Here is an 18902-nt window from a genome sequence, read left to right on the forward strand (position 1 = left end):
CGGGGGCGCACGCTGCGGGCCGCGCTCGCTTTCGCGGTGTACCCGCTCTTGCAAAGTGTTCGCAGCTAGCGGATTATCATCGAGCGGATGACCGGAAACGGTCGACCGAACGCTGCCCCTCCCCACACGCGCAGCGCGGACGCAAGCGAACCCACCGACGCAGCAGACCCCACGGATCCCAGGAGCGGAGAGCCGCCATGCATGTCCCTGACGGATTCATCAACGCCCCGGTGTCGGTGGTCACGGGGGTCGTCGCCGCGGCAGCGGTCGGCGTCAGCCTCCGCGGCGCCCGGCGCGAGCTGAGCTCCCCCGACGGGCTCGGGGGCGAGCGCACGGCGCCGCTCGCCGGTCTCATCGCAGCGTTCATCTTCGCCGTGCAGATGCTCAACTTCCCTGTCGGTGCCGCCACCAGCGGGCATCTGCTGGGCGGAGCGCTCGCCGCGATACTCGTCGGCCCGTACACCGGCGTCCTCTGCGTCTCCGTGGTCCTGCTCATGCAAGGGGTGCTGTTCGCGGACGGCGGGCTCACCGCCCTGGGCACCAACATCACCGTCATGGGCGTGGTGACGGTCGTCGTCGCCTACGGGCTCTTCCGCGGGCTGGTGAAGGTCCTGCCGCCGAGCCGCGGCTCCGTCACCGCCGCGTCCTGCGTCGCCGCCCTGGTCTCCGTACCGGCGGCCGCGATGGCCTTCACCGGCCTCTACGCCGTCGGCGGCACCACCGATGTGCCCATCGGGACGGTCTTCACCGCCATGGTCGGCGTCCACACCCTCATCGGTGTCGGCGAGGCGGCGATCACCGCGCTCACGGTGGGCGCGGTCATCGCCGTACGTCCCGATCTCGTGTACGGCGCGCGGGGGCTCGCCCGGCCGCTCGCGCTGCACACGGCACCGGCGGCGGTTCCGGCCGAGCCCGTCGCGGGACCGAGGACGGCCGAGCCCGTCGCCGCCGACCGGAAGCCGGGCGCGGGCCGCCCGGGCACCCAGCAGATCGAGGAGCGGAACCTCTGATGGCCACCGGCACCGACACCACCGGCACCACCCCCGCGCCCGGCCGGGGCACCCGCGGCGTCCGGCGCTTCTGGATCGTGGGCGTCCTCGCGGCGCTCTTCCTCGCGGGTGTCGCCAGCTACTACGCCTCCGCCAGCCCCGACGGCCTCGAGAAGGTCGCCGCCGACCACGGCATCGACAAGAAGGCCGAGGACCACGCGGCCAAGGACTCCCCGCTCGCCGACTACCGGACCAAGGACGTCGACGACGCCCGCCTCTCCGGGGGCCTCGCGGGCGTGATCGGCGTGGGTGCGACGCTGGCCGTCGGCACGGGCGTGTTCTGGGTGATCCGCCGCCGTTCGGCCACGGACTCCCCGGCGTCCGGGGAGGGCTGAGCGTTGGGAGCCGGGCACGCGCACAGGCTCTACCGGCACGGTCGCTCGCCCGTGCACCGGCTTCCCGCGCACTGCAAGCTCGCGGCGGTTCTGTGCTTCGTCCTGGCCGTGGTGTCCACCCCCCGGGAGGCGGTGTGGGCCTTCGGTGCCTACGCGCTGCTGCTCGCCGCCGTGGCCGCAACCGCCCGTGTCCCGCCGGGATTTCTGCTGCGGCGGATGCTCATCGAGGTGCCGTTCGTGGCCTTTGCCGTGCTGATGCCGTTCGTCGCGGGTGGCCCGCACATCGAGGTGGCGGGCCTCTCCCTCAGCGCGTCGGGGCTGTGGGGCGCCTGGAACATCCTCGCCAAGGGCACGCTCGGCGTCGCCGCCTCGGTGCTGCTGTCCGCCACCACCGAACTGCGCGAACTGCTGCTCGGGCTCCAGCGGTTGAGGATGCCCCCGCTGCTCGTCCAGATCGCCTCCTTCATGATCCGCTACGGCGATGTGATCGGTGACGAGATGCGCCGGATGCGCATCGCACGGGCCTCGCGCGGCTTCGAGGCGCGCGGGGTGCGCCACTGGGGCGTGCTGGCCAAGTCGGCCGGGGCGCTGTTCATCCGGAGTTACGAGCGGGGGGAGCGCGTGCACTTGGCGATGGTCAGCCGCGGGTACTCCGGCGCGATGCCGGTGATCGACGAGGTGAGCGCCACCCGGGCCCAATGGTCGTACGCCGCAGTCCTGCCCGGCGCGGCCCTCGCGGTCTGCCTGATGGGATGGACCCTGTGACAGCTCACCTCTCCGGCCGTATCCCAGGCGCTGCCGGTGCCCCCTCCCTGGAGGTCTCCGGTCTCGCCTACGCCTATCCCGACGGCCACCAGGCACTCTTCGGCGTCGATCTGACCGTTGCGCGCGGCGAACGTGTCGCGCTGCTCGGTCCCAACGGCGCCGGCAAGACCACGCTCGTTCTGCACCTCAATGGCATCCTGGTCGGCGGCACGGGCACGGTGTGCGTCGCCGGGCTGCCGGTGGAGCGGCGGAATCTCGCCGAGATCCGCCGCCGCGTCGGCATCGTCTTCCAGGACCCCGACGACCAGTTGTTCATGCCGACCGTCCGCGAGGACGTCGCGTTCGGGCCGGGCGCGGCAGGGCTGCGCGGGCCGGAGCTCCGGGCCCGCGTCGTCACCGCGCTGCAACGCGTCGGTATGGAGGACTTCGCCGACCGACCGCCGCACCACCTCTCCTTCGGGCAGCGCCGGAGGGTGGCGGTCGCCACCGTGCTCGCCATGGAGCCCGAGATCCTCGTCCTGGACGAGCCGTCGTCCAACCTCGATCCGGCCTCTCGACGCGAACTGGCCGACATCCTGCGGTCGTTGGACGTCACGGTGCTGATGGTGACCCACGACCTGCCGTACGCGCTGGAGCTGTGCCCGCGGTCGGTGGTGCTCAGCGGCGGGGCGATCGCCGCGGACGGGTGCACGCAGGACCTGCTGTGCGACGAGGAGTTGATGCGCAGCCACCGCCTGGAGCTGCCGTTCGGCTTCGACCCGCGGTCGGTCACGGCACCGACGGCGTGAGCTCGGGTCCGGAGCCGGCCCGGTCCCGGGCGCACGCCGCACGCCCCGCTGCTTCACGGCAGCATGCGCCGCTCACGGGGTCGTCTGCCGATCACGGGGTCAGGCGACCCGGTCCTTCTGGTCGGGGACGACCGACCCGTCGGCGCGGCGCATCGGGCCCGCGACACCGTCGCTGTTCATGTAGCCCTCGGTCGCGCACGGATAGGGCGTCTTCTGCCGCGGTTTGGGCTCGATGAACATCGGGTTGACCAGCCAGCGCCCGTCCGCGTTGTCGTACGCCCGGCACATCAGCTCGGTCTTGTTCCGGTTGACGGCCAGGTGCCCTGCGGTGGCGTCGTCGACGAAGGTCACATCGGTCTCGGCGTCGCCCGCACCGAACGCGATGCGGTGCTCCGGGTCCTGGAGCCGGAACGCCTCGGCGCCCTTGACGCCGTAGACGACCTTGTTGAGCCAGCAGCGCTTGCCGTCCATGTAGGTCAGCACCTCGCCGCCGGTGTCGTCCTTCACGTCGCCGCAGCCCTGGACACCATGGGTGAGACGGCCGTCCTCGACGACATTCCGCACCCCGATCAGGCGATCACCGGCGATCCCGGCACCCGGGGCCCAGGCCCGGACGATCGGCTCCGCGGAGGCCGAGACGATCCAGACGTCGAATCCGGCCTTCTGCAACGTCCCGATGAGATCGCGCTGTTGGTCGTAGTAGCGGACGTACCCGGCCATGGTGTGCGTGCCGACCTTCTGCTCGGACCCGACCGGCGCGGCGAGGGCCTGCGTACGCGCCTCGCGCGCGAAGGCGGTCAGGGCGGCGGGACTGTGACCGGCGAAGAGCTGGGTGAGCCAGACGTATCCGGGGACGGTGCGCCGATGGTTCCACTCACCGGCGAACGCCGCCTTGCCGTCCGAGGTCTCCTCGTCGAGATAGACGTCGAGGATCTCGTCGGTGCAGCCGGTGTCGGTGGAGGTCGGCAGCGGGCGCCCGGCGGGGACGGATGTGCCGCAGGCGCGGGTGAGGGCGCGATGCGCGTCGTCGGTCAGCCACTTGTTGGTGGACTTCCAGCTCCGCGGCTGAAGGATCTTGTCGTGCTTCAGCATCCAGGCGAGCGTCGCGTCGGAGACGTCGTTCTTGACGACGGTGTTGTCCCAGTCGAACGCCGCCACCGGCCGCTGTCCGTCGTGGTCGCCGGCACAGGGGCCCTGCTCGTCGATCATGCGCTGGAGCTGTTCGCGGTTGTCGCCGTACCACTTCGGAGTCGTGCTCAGGCGCGGGCAGTCGGTACGGGAGTCACCCGGGGTGCTCTTCGCGGTGGCGGCGGGGGCCGCGGTGAGCGCGACGGCGCAGGCGACCGCCAGCCCCGCCAAACCGGTCAACCCCGTCAACCCCGTTGTGAGGGCCTGTCTGCGCAACATATGACCTCCTGGCCGTGGGGGGTGGACATGTACGCCGGGGCACGGGCACGGGGCCGCTCCGGCGCCGATCACGGACCCTACAGGCGGTCGGTCCGGCCGGCCCGCACGGGTCGGCGCGGACGGACGCCGGAGGGCCGGTTCACCCCGCGTGCGCTGTTGCGATCGCTCCCAGGCACTATGGGAGGTTGTCGATGCAACGAAATTTCAGGTGGGAGAACGAACCCGTGGTGGACGTCCAGGGCAGGGTGGCCGACGGCTTCGAGCCGGTCCGGGACGCGTTCGTCCGCAACTTCGAGCAGCGGGGGGACCGCGGCGCGGCCGTCGCCGTGTACGCGGACGGGCGCAAGGTCGTCGACCTGTGGGCGGGTTCGGCCGACGCCGGCGCCGTATCCTCCGGCGCCGCCTCCGCTGCCGGTACCGGGATCCGCACCGGCCCGGCACCGGAACCCTGGAGCGAACACACCGCCCAGGTCGTACGGTCAGCCACCAAGGGCATTGCCGCCGCCGTCCCCCTGATGCTCCACCAGCGCGGCCGCCTCGACCTGGACGCACCGGTACGCACGTACTGGCCCGAGTTCAAGGCGGCGGGCAAGGACCGTGTCCTCGTACGGCATCTGCTCTCCCACCGCGCCGGCGTGCCCGTGCTCGACACCCCGCTCTCCCCGGCACGGGCCGCGGACGCCGTCTCGGGACCGGAGGCCGTGGCAGCGCAGGCACCGGCGTGGGAGCCGGGCACCGCACACGGCTACCACGCACAGACCTACAGCTGGCTGCTCGGCGAACTCGTCAGCCGGGTCACCGGGCGCAGCATCGGCCGCTGGGTCGCCGAGGAGATCGCGGGGCCGCTCGGGCTCGACCTCTGGATCGGGCTTCCCGAGCGCGAGCAGGCACGGACCGGACGCCTGGCCGACATCGAGGCGCCGCCGCGACCCGCCTCCGCGGGCCTGCGCGTCCGGCCCAAGCGGACGGTCGCCGACGCCTATCGCGATCCGTCCTCCCTCACGCGCCGCGCGTTCGGCGCCATCGACCCGCTCCCGGACGAGAACGACCCGGCCTACCGCGCCGCGGAACTCCCCGCGTCCAACGGTGTCGCCACGGCTCGCTCCCTGGCCCGGTTCTACGCCGCGCTTACCGGCCCGGTTCCCGGCACCCGCCGCAGTCTCTTCGCCCCCGCGACCCTCACCCTCGCGCGGACCGAGGAGTCCGCGGGCCCCGACCGCGTCCTCGTCGCCAACACCCGTTTCGGGCTGGGCTACATGCTCCACGGCCCGGCCTGTCCGCTGCTGTCCCCGGGCTCGTTCGGCCACCCGGGGCGCGGGGGCTCCCTGGCCTTCGCCGATCCGGAATCGGGCACGGCCTTCGCCTACATCACGAACGGCATGCAGAAGAACGTCACTGCGGACCCCCGTGCCCAGGCCCTGGTCCGGTCCGTCCACGACTGCCTGACGGCGCGGGGGCGTTGACCGGGCCGTACGTGCCCTCGCCGGCCGATGGCCGCCTCCCGGCGCGCCCCTTGGCGCGAGTGGCGTGCGGCGCGAGTGGCGCGCTGCCTCCGGCGGCAGGGCGCGGCACGGGAAGCGGGAAGGGGGCGCAGACGGGTCCGACGGGAACTGGTCCCCGACGGCCTGCGCCACGCCCCTCGGGGCGACCCCCGTCCCGGAGACCCGGCTCCGACACGGCGGGCGGGCACGGACGCCGCCGCGCCCGTACGTCACCCGGGCGGCGGCGGGCGGGTGTCACCGCCGCCCCGGCGCGGGACATAGGGGTGGGTAGCGGACCGTGGCCCGCGGGGGCGCGGTCCTCGACCGGACGCCGAAGGGGTGGCAGGTGTGAGAGACCCGGGCGCACTGACCTCGGGGCAGCGCACGGTGATGGCGGCCACCATCACGGCCAGCGCCCTGCTCTTCTCCAGCCTGACGAGCATCAGCGTCGCCCTCCCCGTCATCCAGCGGGACCTCGGCATCAGCAGTTCGGCCCTGCACTGGGTGATCGTGGCCGCCTTGCTCCCGCTCTGCGCGCTGGCCGTGGTCAGCGGGAGGCTGGGCGACGTGCTCGGGCGCCGCCGCGTCTTCCTGGCGGGCATCCTCTGCTTCGGCGCCGGGTCGGTGGTGTGCGCCATCGCCCCCGACGAAGTGCTGCTGGTGGCGGGTCGTGGCATCCAGGGTGTGGGCGTCGCTCTCGCCGTACCCTTGGCCCTCGCCAACCTCACCAGCGCCCTGCCCGGGCACCGGCGAGGCTGGGCGATCGGTGTGCTGTCCGCGGTCACCACGGGCGTCTCGGTCGTCGTGCCGCCGTCCGTCGCGATCCTGGTGCACTTCGCGAGCTGGCGCTGGCTCTTCGTCGCCTTCGTGCCCGTCACGGTCTACGTCTTCCTGGCTGGGAGCCGTCATATCGCCGAGTCGCCGCGCGCCCCCGGTGCCTCGATGGACGTGCGGGGATGCCTGTTCATCGCGGGCGGCCTCACCCTGCTGGTCTTCGCCTTCGAGCGCTCGTCGGACTGGGGCTTCACCAATCGCCAGACCCTGGCGCCACTGGCCGCGGGCCTCCTGCTGCTCGTGGCCTTCGCCCGAGCCGAGCGGCGGGCCACCGATCCGCTCCTCGATCTGCGGCCGCTGGTCCGCTCCGGGGTCTCCGTACCCCTGACCGCCCTCGCCTTCGCCCAGTGCGCGGTCATCGTGGTCACCGTGTATGTGACGCTGTACCTGCAGCAGGTCCTCGACCTCGGCACCATCGAGACGGGCCTGTTGATGCTCCCCACGAGCGTGGGCTCCGTCCTGCTCGGGCCGGTCGTCGGACGGCTGACCGACCGCGGCGCCGGCCACCACCTCGTCCTCGGCGGCATGACGCTGCTGACTGTCGCGCTGCTGTGGCTCGCCGTGGGGGTGGACCACCGCCACGGGGCCCTGCTCGTGCCCGCGCTCTTCCTGCTCGGTCTCGCCGTGCCCCTGGTCTATCCGTCGGCCGGCGCGCTGAGCCTGGGCGCACTGCCCGCCTCCGCGCGCGGTGTGGCCGCGAGCCTGCAGATCGAGGCCCGCCAGATCGGCGCGACCATGGGACTCGCCCTGATGAGCGCCCTGTTCACGGCCGTGGAGTGGGACGAGCGGAATGCCCGGCTCGCCGATCCGGCGGAGCACTTCACCGCCGACGAGGAGAACAAGCTCGACACCGTCCTCACCGAGGCGGAGAAGGGCCAGGCACTGCTGGCCCGCCTCCCGCCCGCCGAACGCCGTAAGGTCCACGACGCGGCCGACGCCGCCTTCTCCACGGCGCTGAACACCACCCTGATCGCGGCGGCCGGGTTGCTGTTCCTGGGCGTACTGCTCGCGCTGGGCGTCTTCCATGTGCCGCGCCGCGGCAGGCGGAGGCCCGGGCCGTAGGAGCCGGTCCGCTGTCGAGCCGGTGCGGATAGCGGGGTCCCGCGAATCAGCGTACGGGGATGGCGAGTTCGCGGCCTCGGTAGAACGACTCCCGCTCCTCCAGTACGTACGGAGCCATCGCCTCGCGCCGCCGCGCCTCTCCTTCGGAGGACCGCCATGCGTCGCACGACTCCCGGGAGTCCCAGAAGGAGACTCCGATGATCTCCAGCCCGTCCTCCGACCAGTAGGCGTACGCGTGCCGCAGTCCCTCGGGGTAGGGGGCGGGCCGCCATGCCCGCTCGAAGTCATCCAGCATCCCCGGCTTGATGCGGCGCGTGGTAATCCAGACGAAGTGATCTTCCATCACGGCCTCCTCCGAGGCGTCAGCCGTGCGCGCAAAGGCGCTTCTGTGACCACCGTAGGACCGGTCCGCCACTTCCGCCTCGCGAGCGGCCCGCGCCCGGCGCCGGGAACGCGGCCGCGCCGGTGACGGTGGTCACCGGCGCGGCTGGTTGATGTGCTGTGGCTGGTCGAGCCGAGGCTCAGTGGCCCTTGGTGAAAGAGCGGTCGTAGGTCCCGCACTGGGTCTCGCGCTTGATCTGGCCGAGCGGGACGTCGATTCCGGTCCCGGGGTCACCACAGGACTGGTTCTGCCGGCCGTTCTGCGCGGTGTTGGACTCGGGCCCGACGACCTGTCCCGCGTCGGCCGAGGCCCGGCCGCGGTAGGTGGTCGCGGAGCCCTTCTTCTTGGAGTGGTCGGCCGCGACGCACGTGGTGTGCTTGCGGATGGTGGCCAGGACGTTGACCGTGAGCGTGTCGGAGGCATTGCCGCAGCGGAGGTTCTGCTTACCCGTCTGGGCGGTGTTCACCTGCTGACCCGTCGAGGTCCCGCCCAGCGCCTTGGCGCCGGCGGCGTGGTCACCGTGGCCGCCATACCCCTTGTGTCCCTTGTAGCCCTTGTGGTCCTTGTAGCCCTTGTGGTCCTTGTGCCCCTTGTGGCCGCGCTTCTTGCCCGGGTCGACGGCCACACACCTGGTGTCCTTGTTGATGGTGCCCGCGACATTGATCGTGATCACGTCGGCCGAGTTGCCGCAGTTGAGGTTCTGCTTGCCGGACTGGGCCGTGTTGACCTGGGGGCCCACCGTGGTGCCGCCGATGGCCGTCGCACCGCCGAAGTGGCCGGTGTGGCGCCGCGTGTGGCCGTCCTTGTCGACGCAGTTCTTCGGGATGTTCCTGGTCTCGGCCAAGTTGATGGTGATCAGCCGGGCCGAGTTGCCGCAGTTGAGGTTCTGCTCGCCGTCCTGGTCCAGGTTCTTCTGGCCGCTGAACGGGCTGCCGTCCAGGACATCGGCGAAGGCGTGGCCGCCGCCGACCGAGACCAGGGCCCCGGTGGTGAGCACAGCCGCGGCCACCCGGCGGATTTGCAGCATGGTCGCCTTTGGTGACGCGTGCCGTCCCTGCCCCATCGTGGTGTCTCCTGTCATCACTTCGAACCCGGTCCGCATCCCGTCTGCAACGCGGCCACCGTGATTCATAACTCCCGATTCGCCGGGAAGGTAACGTATTTAGGTCAATGCACTGTCTCCGGCCGCTCATTCGGGTGGAGACAGGTGGCGGGGTCACCACACACGGGTGACCCCGTCACCTCACTTGTGGAACCAGCCGAGCTTCTTCGAGTTGTCGACGGCGACGCACTTTGTCGTGTCACGAGAGCTGGAGAGGGTGATCGTGGCGTTGTTGGCGTTGGCGCAGTCGAGGTTCTGCCGCCCTTCCTGCGCAAGGTTCTGCTGAAAGAGGTCCATCGCCGAGGAGCTCCCGCTCGCCTCTGCGCCGCCGCTGAACTCCGCGGTGCCCACGCTTCCGGAGCGGTCCACCGCCGTGCAGTGGACCTTGCCGCTGACGCCCGTCACGGTCAGGTTGGTGGCGTTGGCGTTGGCGCAGTGGCTGTTCTGCCGGCCTTCCTGCGCGACGTTCTGCTCGGCCGCGGACATCGCGGACGAGCCGCCGTCGACCTCGGCGCCCTTGCCCTTGACGAAGGTCTTGCGGTTGAGCGAGCCGTCGACGTGCTTGCATCGTCCCTCCAGACGGCCCCCGGAGAGAGTGATGCTGGTGGAGTTGGCGTTGGCGCAGTTGGCGTTCTGCCGGCCCTCCTGGCCCACGTTCTGCTGGTTCAGGCCCGCAGAAGCGCTCCCACCGTTGACCCGGGCGCCACCTCCCTTGACGACGGCGTTCTCGTTGAAGGAGCGGTCCTTGTTGCCGCAGAAGCCCTCCAGCCGACCCCCGCTGACATCGATGACGGTCGCGTTGAAGTCGGCGCAACTGGTGTTCTGCCGGCCTTCCTGGGCCGTGTTCTGCTCCACCGCGTCGGCGACTCCTCCGGAGCCGCCGTTGGTCTCCACTCCGCCACCCTCGTACCGCGTGAAGCGGTTGAACGAGTCGTCCCAGTCGGCGCAGCGCACCGCGTGCCGGCCTCCGGTGACGGTGAGATCCGTCAGATTGGCCTGGCCGCAGTGGTTGTTCTGGCCGCCCCGCTGAGCCGCGTTCTGCTGCACCAGACCCGTGGTTGCCGAGCCGCCGTTGACATCGGCGGCACCCTTCTTGACGACGCTCCCGTAGTTGAAGGAGCCGTTGCCGGTCCTGCACTCGCCGTCGAGCCTGCTGCCCGAGAGACTGAACACCTCGTCCAAGGCGTTCGGCTGCGAGCAGTTGTTGTTCTGCTTGCTCTCCTGAGCCGTGCTCTGCTGGAACACTTGGCCCGCGGTGGCCGAACCGCCCCGGGCATTGGCGCTGGGACCGTCCGCGAAAGCCGTCGTCGAACCGAGGCTCGCCAGCCCGCCCAAGGCCATGGCCACCACTGACGTGGCCGTTGTGACCTTACGTCCTCGCATCATTCCTCCTGGTCGGTTGGCGGCGGACACTACTGCCCAACGGCCCCCGCGTCCGACCGGACATGGTGAGAGCCCGAGGTACCCCCGGACGGCCTAGTGCCGCCCCGTCGCCAGAAGCGGAGTTGACGCGCTCGTACCGCATCGTCGCGGAACCGGGCGGTTCAACCGGCGCGCAGCATCAGACCGATGCCCAGGACCATCAGACCCGCCGCGGCGATCCTCGGTCCGCCGAAGCGCTCCTTGAAGAAGATCGCCCCGATCGCCGCGCCCACGATGATCGACGACTCGCGGAGCGCGGCTATCGGCGCGAGCGCCGCGCGCGTCTGGGCCCATAGGACCAGGCTGTACGCGGACAGCGACATGACGCCGCCCAGCAGGCCGCGCGCGGCCGCCGGGCGCAGTTGCACGAGGAGTTGGGTGCCCCGGGTGGCCAGCGCGTACGCCGGGATGACCAGGCCCTGGAGGGCCACGAGGCACGCGGTGTAGCCGAGCGCCGTGCCGGAGGAGCGGACGCCGATGCCGTCCAACACTGTGTACGAGGCGATGGCCAGACCTGTGGCGAGGGCCGCCGTCAGCGCCGGCCAGTGCGGGCGCGTATCGCGTCCTCGGATGCCCCACAGGGCGACGCCGACCAGGCCCGCCGAGGCGACGGCCACCCCCGCCGACGCCCATCCGTCCGGTACCTCGCCGATGAAGGCGGCGGCGAGGACCGTGACGACCAGCGGTGCCGTGCCCCGCGCGATCGGGTACATCTGGCCGAAGTCGCCCAGCATGAACGACCGCATGAGCAGCGTCTGGTAGGCGACGTGCAGTACGACGGAGGCCAGCAGCCACGGCCAGGCACCGGCCCTCGGGAGCGGTACGAACGCCGCCACGGCCAGACCGCACACTCCGGCAGCCGTGCCGATCAGCGTGAAGGCGACCAACTGGTCCTTGATGTGGTGGGCCAGGGCGTTCCAGCTCGCGTGGGTGATCGCGGCCAGCAGCACGGCCGCCGCGACGACCGGCGTCACGCCGGGCGCTCGCGCACGGCGGGGCGCTCGCGCACGTCGGCGAGGGCCCCGCCCGCGTGGCGCACCAGGGCCTCCGGGCCGATCGGGAAGACGGTGTACGGGGTGCCCGCCGCGGCCCACACCACCTCGTGGCCGAGCAGCCCGCGGTCGACGAGTACGCGCGTACGGGTCCGGTGTCCGAAGGGCGGTACGCCGCCGATCGCGTAGCCCGTCGTCTCCCGTACGAGCCCGGCGTCCGCGCGGCGGACCCCGGAGGCGCCGAGCACGGCCCGTACGCGTTCGGTGTCCACCCGGGACGCGCCGTCCATCAGCACCAGCACCGGCTGCCCGTCCGCCTCGAAGATCAGGGACTTGACGATCTGGTTCAGCTCGCAGCCGACCGCCGCGGCCGCGTCCACGGCCGTACGGGTCGCGTCGGGGAAGCGCCGCACCTCGACGTCGAGGCCCAGCTCGCGCAGCGCTGCCGCGAATTGGGGGTGGGCCGCGCCGTGAAGGGGGTCAGGGGGTGTGGCCATGGCTCCGACGCTAGCGGTCCGTGCATGAGCCACGCGAGTGTGATTCCGACCGCACGGCCGGACGACCGCACGGCCGGACGACGGCAGGACGCGACGGCGGGCGCGGGGGAACTCCCGCGCCCGCCTGCGCAGGTGCGTGCGGCCGCGGCGGGTCAGCCGCCCAGCCGCAGAAGCTGCGCCACCAGCGGCCCGGCCGACGAGCCGCCGTGGCCGCCGCCGGGCACGACCGCCGAGGCGGCCAGGTCACCGCGGTACGCCGTGAACCAGCCGTTCGCCTCCTTCTGGCCGTCCACCTCGGCCGAGCCCGTCTTCGCGCCGATGTCCCCGCTCATCCCGGCCATGGCCTCGGCAGCCGTGCCCGCTGTCGCCGTGAGCCGCATCAGGGCACGGAGCTGGTCCGCCGCGGACGGCGAGAGCGCGCGGGAGGCCTTGGCCACCTGCCGGTCGTCGACCGAGGGCGCGACGATGAACGGCTGGTGGAAGCTGCCGGTACGCACGGTGGCGGCGACCGACGCCATGTTCAGCGGGTTCATCCGGACGCCGCCCTGCCCGATGAGGGAGGCCGCCATCTGCGCCTGGCTCTGCACCGGCACCGAGCCGTCGAACGTCGGCACTCCGGTCTGCCAGTCGAGGCCGATGCCGAAGACCTCCCGCGCCTGCTTGGTGAGGTCGCCGTCGTGGAGCTTCTTGGCCTGCGTGATGAAGGCGGTGTTGCAGGAGCGGGCGAAGCTCTGCGCGAAGGTCCCGTTCTTGATCTGGAACTTGTCGTCATTCTGGAACTTCCATCCCCCGTACCTCTCGTACTTGGGACAGGGGTGCGGCTTGTCGTAGCCCGCAAGGCCCTTCTCCAGCAGCAGCGAGGAGGTGATGACCTTCATGGTCGAGCCCGGGGCGTACGAGCCCTGGAACGCGGAGTTGAACCCCGACGCGGGCGAGTTGGCCACGGCGAGGATCTCGCCGGTGCTCGCCTTGAGAGCCACCATCGCCGCCTTGCTGTACTTGCGCACGGCCTGCTCGGCCGCCGACTGCAGGCCCGAGTCGAGGGTCGTACGGAGCGTGCCGGGCGTGCCCTTGGAGAGCACCTTCAGGGTCTCGTCGGGGCGCTTCCCGCTGTCGGCCGCACCGGACCCGTTCTCCTTCGCGCGCGCGATCCACAGCTCGACGCCGGCCTTGCCGCCGGCCTTGTCGCCGTAGCGCTCGCGCAGGGCGGCGAGCACGCTGTGCAGTGCCGGGTGCTCCTTCTCCGTCAGCTCGGCGCCGTCGCGGTCGACGGCCTTGATGGGCGGGGCGTCGGCCTCGCCGGTCCTGAGGGTGTCGCCCTCGCGCAGTTTCGGGTGGACGACGGCGGGCCGCCAGTCGACGACCGCCCGGCCCGTGGTCTTCTGGCGGGTCACGGTGAGCCGGGACTCGTATGCCCAAGTGGCCTTCTTCCCGCTGTGCGAGATCACCGCGCTGACGTCGAAGGGCACGGTGCGGCCGGTGGCCGCGCCGGGCTCCAGCGCGACCCGCTCGATGTGCGCGCCCTTGCGGTAGTCGGTCAGCGCGGCCTTCGCGGCGCCGCGGCTGTCGGTGAGTGCGGCGGCCCCGGAGGCGTTGCCGCTCTGCCATGCGTCGAGGAACTCCCGTGCCGTGGTGCGCACTTCGGCCGCGCTCGGCGGGCCGGTCCTGATGGACGGCTTGTCCCCGACGGCGCTGAGGTCCAGCGGACCGCCGGAGGAATCGTCGCCCCCCATCAGGGCATACGCCCCGAATCCAGCGGCCCCCACCATTGCGGCGAACACACCGCCGATGACGGCGGCCTTCGCGCCACTGCGCATGACAGAACCCCCACAGTTCCCGTGTCCCTCGGATACCGGACTCCTTAATCAGTTGATTAAGGAGTCCTGGCGCGGCGAACTCTACGTCATCAGGGCGACATCACACCCAGGTCTCGAGCCTTATGCGGTCCCGCCACGACTCGATGGGGGCCCGGCCTGTCCAGGGGATCGTCCGGCCTGTGCAAAAGGGGGCAATTCCGGATGAAGGCCTTGTGGTGCCGGTCGACATCCGGTGCGTCGGCGGAATCGCGTCCACACCCGTGCCCCTGGTGGCACGGACGTGCAGGAGTGCCGAGGCGCACCCCACTCGTCAAGACCTCTTAAGGACTCGTTATGCTGCCGTCGTCGGGTCGACAGGACTCCGGGGGCGGTGGGAGGGCGCGGTGGCGAAAGCGTACGAGCGGATCGCGGGCGACCTGCGGGAGTCGATCCGCGCCGGACGGCTGGGGCCTGGTGACCGGTTGCCTCCCGAGACGAAGCTCGCCGAGCGGTACCGCAGGAGCGTGCCGACGGTCCGTGACGCACTGCGCCTGCTGCAGGCCGAAGGTCTCATCGAGAAGCAGCACGGCCGGGGGAACTTCGTCCGCCGCCCGCGCACACCCGTACGGCGCGCCAACCAGCGTCACCAGTGGGAGAAGGACCGCGCGCGACAGCCCCTGGAGCAGCGGGCGAAAACCGGTTCCACGGAGCACGACACCGGCCTCGAGCTCGACGACCTCGTGTTCAACGCCGTGTACCGCGACATCCCGGCGGGCCCGGAGATCGCGCGCGCCTTCGACGTGCCGGAGGGCACCACGCTGCTGGAGCGCACCTTCCGCACCCGCTACCGCGCCGAGAGCGCGCCGTTCAGCATGGTGACGTCGTACCTCGTGCGCGCCATGGTGGCGGCGAACCCCGAACTCCTGGACGAGAGGAACGAGCCGTGGCCGGGAGGCACGCAGAACCAGCTCTACACGGTCGGCATCGAACTGGACCGCGTCGAGGAGCGCATCACGGCGCGGCCGCCGACGCCGGACGAGGCCGAAGAGCTGGGACTGCCACCGGGAACGGCCGTGATCGAGCTGAGGAAGACCATGTACGACACGGATGACCGCGCCGTGGAAATCTCCGATGTCCTCCTCCCGGGCGACCGTACGGAGATGCACTTCACCACGCACCTGGAAAGGTGGTGAATCCCGTGTCCCGTCGTCGCATCAGCGTCGTCACCCCGGTCCACGCGCCGTCCGCCCGCTTCCTGCCGGAGGCGTACGCGTCGCTGCGCGAGCAGCAGCTGCCGGAGGGGTGGGAGTGGCACTGGGTCATTCAGGAGGACGGTACGACCGGCGAGGTCGCTCCCCACGTCCCGGACGATCCCCGAGTGACTTTCCGCCAGGGGCGCCCCGGAGGCCCGGGCGTCGCGCGCACGATGGCTCTTGCCCACGCGGACGGCCGGTACGTGAAAGTCCTGGACGCCGACGACCAGTTGATGTCCGGCGCCCTGGCCCGCGACCTGGCCGTCCTCGAGGCGGACGGCGATATCGCCTGGGCGACCTCACGGGTTCTCGACCTGCTTCCCGACGGCTCCACGGCCGGCTTCGACCAGGACCCGGAGGGCGGGCCCATCGAGCGCGGGGCCGTGCTGGAGCACTGGCGGGCCCATGGATTCCGGGCGCAGGTCCACCCGGCCACGCTCATCGTCCGCCGCGACCTGCTGCTCGCGCTGGGCGGCTGGATGGCACTGCCGGCCTCGGAGGACACGGGCCTGCTGCTGGCGCTGAACGCCGTCGGCCGGGGCTGGTTCACCCGCGAGTACGGGCTCCTGTACCGCAAGTGGCCGGGCCAGGCCACAAGTCAGGCCAGCCACACGGACGCCGGGGAGCGGGATGCCCGCATGGCTGTCGTGGAGGCGAGGGCGCGGGCTGCCGCAGGCCTCGTGTGGCGGTCCGGCGACGGCGGGGGCGTCGGCTCCCGCTGATCACCCTGTTGCGCAGAAGCCGCCGACAGCGTCGAAAGCTGTCGAAAGCGGGCCGACGGCCGTCGATCCGGAGTTGTGGCTCAGTTGTGGCTCAGGTTTTCCGTCTTCCGTTGCGTACCGGCGGCGATCGCGCTGGGGGCGCCTTGCGGTGGGCGCGGCCGGTCCATGGTCACCAATCCCTCACATCCGGACGTACAACTGGTAACGCCCCTTTCGAGTCGCACTTCACGAACGCGGTGCACTCCGCGCCGCACCGGACGATTCGAAGGGCCTCACGCATGTCCCGAGCACGACGCAGAACTCGTTCCGCGCGGCTGACCGCGTCTCTCGCAGCGGCGGCGCTGCTCGCCGGAGGAGCCGGTGTCTGGGCCCTCAGCGGGGGTGCCCAGGCCGCCACCGGGTCGGCGGACGCCCAGGACGACTTCAATGGCGACGGTTACGCGGACCTGGTCGTCGGCGCACCGGACGCCAAGGTCTCGGGCAAGAGCAGGGCGGGTTACGTGGCCGTCATGTACGGCTCGGCCGACGGGCTCTCCGCCTCCCGCAAGAAGATCATCAGCCGCTCCACCAGCGGCATCCCCGGCTCCGCCACCGCCGACCAGCAATTCGGCGCGAGCTTCACCAAGGGCGACCTGGACGGCGACGGTTACAGCGACCTCGTGATCGCCGGCGCCGAAGCGGGCTCCGTCATCCTGTGGGGCTCCGCCTCCGGCCTCACCGGTGGCACGAACATCGCCAAGTACGGTGCCGTGCCGCAGATCGGTGACTTCGACGGCGACCACACCCCGGACCTCGCCCTGTTCTCCGAGCAGTCCGTCGGCGGCGACGACCCCGAGGGCGCCCCCGCCACCCTGTGGAAGGGCCCCGTATCCCGTGCCGGGAAGCCGGCCGCGGTCCTCAACATCCTGGACAAGTCCGAGTGGTGGGGCTGGGAGGAGGACGACGCGTCCTGCGCCACCGGCGGCGGCTGCGAGGACGGTCCCGATTCGATCACCGGTCCTGTCAAGTCCGGCCACGTCGGCGACATCAACGGCGACGGCAAGGACGACATCGTCCAGTGGGCGTACACGGGCGACGGTACCTGGGGCAATCGCGTGCTCTACGGCGGCGGTTCGGGCTTCACCGAGGACCGGGCGCCCGGAGACACCGCGGGCGAGGACACCGGCACCGGCGTGGGCGATGTGAACGGCGACGGGTTCGACGACGTGGTGGTGGGCACCGACGGCTGGAACGACAAGGTGCGGGTCGCGTGGGGCTCGTCCTCCGGCCTGTCCGACGAGAACGTGCAGACCTTCGACCAGGACCTGGCCGGTTTCCCCGGAGCCGAGGAGGACGGGGACCAACTCGGCGCCTCGGTCTCCGTCGGCGACGTCACGGGCGACGGCTGTGCCGACATCGCGCTCGGCATTCCGGGGGAGGACGTCGGCAGCACGTCCGACGCCGGTTCGATCGCGCTGCTCCGGGGCAGCGCCTCCGGTGTCACCGGTACCGGAGCGCAGACCTTCCACCAGAACACCTCCGGTGTGCCCGGAGTGGCGGAGAAGAACGACCGGTTCGGCGAGAGCACGGCACTCCTCGACGTGGACGGCAACGGCCATGCCGACCTCGCCGCAGGCTCCCCGCCCGAGAACGGCGAGAACGGCGCGGCCTGGGTCCTGCGCGGTACGAAGACGGGTCTCACCGCCACGTCCGCCTACGCCTTCGGCCCCAAGACCGTCTCCGCGCCCTACGCGGACGCCCACTTCGGTGCCGCCCTGCGCTGACCGGCCGCCCGCCCAACGGGCCGGGCACGCCAGGCCTCCAGCGCGTACGCGTGCGGGGCGAGCCGCTGCGGCGGGCGGGCCGGCGAGCCGGACGTGCGACGGTTGATATCCGGTGTGTGCAGTGACACGGGATCAGCCGTGCGAGCACACACCGGTATCGATTGCAGCGGCGGCCGACCGCCGCGGGCCCGGCTCTCGACTCCGGGAGCCGAACCTCTTCAGGGCAGGGTCTCTGCGTCGACCCTGGAGAAGATGAGGTCGCTCTCCTCGGTGACCGGCCCTCGCAGACGGACCGGCACCAGGGGAGGGCGGAGCTGGGCGGCGACGTAGCTCTCCGGGCTGTAGTCGTTGGCGAGGCGGTAGGCGTGGAAACCGTGCGCACGCATGGTCTCCATCAGCTCGTCGACGGAGTCGCCCAGTTGAGCCATGCGGTCCGGGGTGACCTCGACCGTGATCTCCGCGTCGGGACGGAGGCGATCGAGCATGGGCTCCAGACCGCGGACGACGCCGCCCTCCGCGCCCTCCACATCAACCTTGATCACTCGTGCGTCGGCGATCTCTGCGGCGGTGAGGAGGTCCGGAAGCGTACGGGCCTCGATCTCGAAGGTGGACTCGGCCGGCCCCTCGTACGGCACGACGCTGTTGGCCCCCATGTTCGTGGAGCTCGCGAGGACGAACGTGAGCGGCTGCTGCCGGTCCGACACAGCGGTGTTGACGGTGCGGATGTTGGCGCGGGCGTTGAGCCGTGCGTTCACGAGAAGCCGGTCGTGGAAGGACGGCGATGCCTCGATGGCCACGACACGGCCGCCGTCTCCCACGAGGGTCGAGGCCAGCAGGCTGAAGTACCCGATGTTCGCCCCGACATCGACGAACGTGTCACCGGGGCGGAGACGATGCCGAAGCCAGTGCGTCATGTGCGGCTCCCACACCCCGAAGAGGTACAGGTACCGCTGGATGAGGTCTCGGGTGTCGACGGCGAACGTGGCGCCGAACCGAGCAGGAACGGCGCGACGCCGGGGCCGATCACGCAGCACCGCGTTCAGACCCCGGCTCACCAGGAACCGCTTCCCCACGTGCCACCGGCAGCCCCGCACGTAGGAACGGCACAGCGTGACCATGACCTCCGCCGTCCTGGACGCCACGATCCCCTCCCTGCAGGCCGACGTGATCCAGTACGCGTCGACATTACAGCCGGTGCGTGGAGGGCGCGCCGGGCCGGGGGGATGAGGCCGCCGGTACTGGCTTCGGCCGG

General features: G+C 71.5%; 15 protein-coding genes and 1 pseudogene. 8 read left to right on the forward strand and 8 right to left on the reverse strand.

Features of this window, described 5'->3' with window-relative positions; translation table 11 throughout:
• Nucleotides 1-197 precede the first annotated feature (197 nt).
• From AB0M26_RS01235 to AB0M26_RS01245, 3 genes and pseudogenes are all read left to right on the forward strand, one after another.
• Nucleotides 198-1384: pseudogene (locus AB0M26_RS01235) on the forward strand (energy-coupling factor ABC transporter permease).
• 3 nt (nt 1385-1387) lie between these two features.
• Nucleotides 1388-2149: a cobalt ECF transporter T component CbiQ gene (cbiQ, locus tag AB0M26_RS01240; RefSeq protein ID WP_365252521.1), complete on the forward strand. Its 762-nt coding sequence runs from the start codon at nt 1388-1390 to the stop codon at nt 2147-2149.
• A complete protein-coding gene (locus tag AB0M26_RS01245) occupies nt 2137-2937 on the forward strand; it encodes an ABC transporter ATP-binding protein (RefSeq protein WP_365252524.1) in 801 nt (266 codons plus the stop codon). Before cbiQ ends, AB0M26_RS01245 begins: the two co-directional genes overlap by 13 nt.
• 99 nt (nt 2938-3036) lie before the next feature.
• Here the strand turns inward: AB0M26_RS01245 and AB0M26_RS01250 are convergent, their stop codons facing one another.
• A complete protein-coding gene (locus tag AB0M26_RS01250; RefSeq protein ID WP_365252527.1) occupies nt 3037-4344 on the reverse strand; it encodes a haloacid dehalogenase-like hydrolase in 1308 nt (435 codons plus the stop codon).
• A 191-nt stretch (nt 4345-4535) separates the two neighbouring features.
• Between AB0M26_RS01250 and AB0M26_RS01255 the strand changes: the two genes are divergently transcribed.
• Entirely contained in the window at nt 4536-5807 is a 1272-nt protein-coding gene (locus AB0M26_RS01255) for a serine hydrolase domain-containing protein (protein WP_365252530.1), read from the forward strand.
• 357 nt (nt 5808-6164) lie between these two features.
• Nucleotides 6165-7721, forward strand: coding sequence for an MFS transporter (locus tag AB0M26_RS01260; protein WP_365252533.1), 1557 nt, complete (start codon nt 6165-6167; stop codon nt 7719-7721).
• A gap of 46 nt (nt 7722-7767) precedes the next feature.
• Here AB0M26_RS01260 and AB0M26_RS01265 read toward each other — a convergent pair whose 3' ends face one another.
• The 6 genes from AB0M26_RS01265 to AB0M26_RS01290 form a co-directional block, all read right to left on the reverse strand.
• A complete protein-coding gene (locus AB0M26_RS01265) occupies nt 7768-8064 on the reverse strand; it encodes a hypothetical protein (RefSeq protein WP_365252535.1) in 297 nt (98 codons plus the stop codon).
• Between the two features lie 178 nt (nt 8065-8242).
• Complete coding sequence (locus AB0M26_RS01270; RefSeq protein WP_365252538.1) at nt 8243-9130, reverse strand: hypothetical protein; 888 nt, start codon at nt 9128-9130, stop codon at nt 8243-8245.
• 216 nt (nt 9131-9346) lie between these two features.
• A complete protein-coding gene (locus tag AB0M26_RS01275) occupies nt 9347-10591 on the reverse strand; it encodes a hypothetical protein (RefSeq protein WP_365252541.1) in 1245 nt (414 codons plus the stop codon).
• 158 nt (nt 10592-10749) lie between these two features.
• Nucleotides 10750-11601, reverse strand: a complete 852-nt coding sequence (locus AB0M26_RS01280; protein WP_365252543.1) for a DMT family transporter — start codon at nt 11599-11601, stop codon at nt 10750-10752.
• Nucleotides 11598-12116 carry a YbaK/EbsC family protein gene (locus AB0M26_RS01285; protein ID WP_365252546.1) on the reverse strand — a complete coding sequence of 173 codons (519 nt, stop codon included), beginning with the start codon at nt 12114-12116 and terminating at the stop codon, nt 11598-11600. The genes AB0M26_RS01280 and AB0M26_RS01285 overlap by 4 nt, the downstream gene beginning before the upstream one ends.
• 152 nt (nt 12117-12268) lie before the next feature.
• Nucleotides 12269-13933, reverse strand: a complete 1665-nt coding sequence (locus AB0M26_RS01290) for a penicillin-binding transpeptidase domain-containing protein (RefSeq protein ID WP_365252549.1) — start codon at nt 13931-13933, stop codon at nt 12269-12271.
• Nucleotides 13934-14316: 383 nt separating this feature from the next.
• Here AB0M26_RS01290 and AB0M26_RS01295 point away from each other — a divergent pair, with 383 nt between their 5' ends.
• From AB0M26_RS01295 to AB0M26_RS01305, 3 genes are all read left to right on the forward strand, one after another.
• Entirely contained in the window at nt 14317-15105 is a 789-nt protein-coding gene (locus AB0M26_RS01295) for a GntR family transcriptional regulator (protein WP_365252552.1), read from the forward strand.
• Nucleotides 15102-15887, forward strand: coding sequence for a glycosyltransferase (locus AB0M26_RS01300; protein WP_365252555.1), 786 nt, complete (start codon nt 15102-15104; stop codon nt 15885-15887). Before AB0M26_RS01295 ends, AB0M26_RS01300 begins: the two co-directional genes overlap by 4 nt.
• 278 nt (nt 15888-16165) lie before the next feature.
• Nucleotides 16166-17650: an FG-GAP-like repeat-containing protein gene (locus AB0M26_RS01305; protein WP_365252558.1), complete on the forward strand. Its 1485-nt coding sequence runs from the start codon at nt 16166-16168 to the stop codon at nt 17648-17650.
• A 218-nt stretch (nt 17651-17868) separates the two neighbouring features.
• Here the strand turns inward: AB0M26_RS01305 and AB0M26_RS01310 are convergent, their stop codons facing one another.
• Nucleotides 17869-18768, reverse strand: a complete 900-nt coding sequence (locus tag AB0M26_RS01310; protein ID WP_365253004.1) for an FkbM family methyltransferase — start codon at nt 18766-18768, stop codon at nt 17869-17871.
• Nucleotides 18769-18902: the final 134 nt, after the last annotated feature.

Source organism: Streptomyces sp. NPDC051776 (assembly GCF_040681345.1).
In the GTDB taxonomy this organism is placed as follows: Bacteria; Actinomycetota; Actinomycetes; order Streptomycetales; family Streptomycetaceae; genus Streptomyces.

What these genes read in the sequence shown, in the direction of transcription:
- AB0M26_RS01285 (WP_365252546.1), bottom strand. Translation starts at nt 12,116, where the DNA reads ATGGCCACACCCCCTGACCCCCTTCACGGCGCGGCCCACCCCCAATTC.
- AB0M26_RS01270 (WP_365252538.1), bottom strand. Translation starts at nt 9,130, where the DNA reads ATGCTGCAAATCCGCCGGGTGGCCGCGGCTGTGCTCACCACCGGGGCC.
- AB0M26_RS01305 (WP_365252558.1), top strand. Translation starts at nt 16,166, where the DNA reads ATGTCCCGAGCACGACGCAGAACTCGTTCCGCGCGGCTGACCGCGTCT.
- AB0M26_RS01245 (WP_365252524.1), top strand. Translation starts at nt 2,137, where the DNA reads ATGGACCCTGTGACAGCTCACCTCTCCGGCCGTATCCCAGGCGCTGCC.
- AB0M26_RS01290 (WP_365252549.1), bottom strand. Translation starts at nt 13,933, where the DNA reads ATGCGCAGTGGCGCGAAGGCCGCCGTCATCGGCGGTGTGTTCGCCGCA.
- AB0M26_RS01275 (WP_365252541.1), bottom strand. Translation starts at nt 10,591, where the DNA reads ATGATGCGAGGACGTAAGGTCACAACGGCCACGTCAGTGGTGGCCATG.
- AB0M26_RS01310 (WP_365253004.1), bottom strand. Translation starts at nt 18,768, where the DNA reads ATGGTCACGCTGTGCCGTTCCTACGTGCGGGGCTGCCGGTGGCACGTG.
- AB0M26_RS01255 (WP_365252530.1), top strand. Translation starts at nt 4,536, where the DNA reads ATGCAACGAAATTTCAGGTGGGAGAACGAACCCGTGGTGGACGTCCAG.
- AB0M26_RS01250 (WP_365252527.1), bottom strand. Translation starts at nt 4,344, where the DNA reads ATGTTGCGCAGACAGGCCCTCACAACGGGGTTGACGGGGTTGACCGGT.
- AB0M26_RS01265 (WP_365252535.1), bottom strand. Translation starts at nt 8,064, where the DNA reads ATGGAAGATCACTTCGTCTGGATTACCACGCGCCGCATCAAGCCGGGG.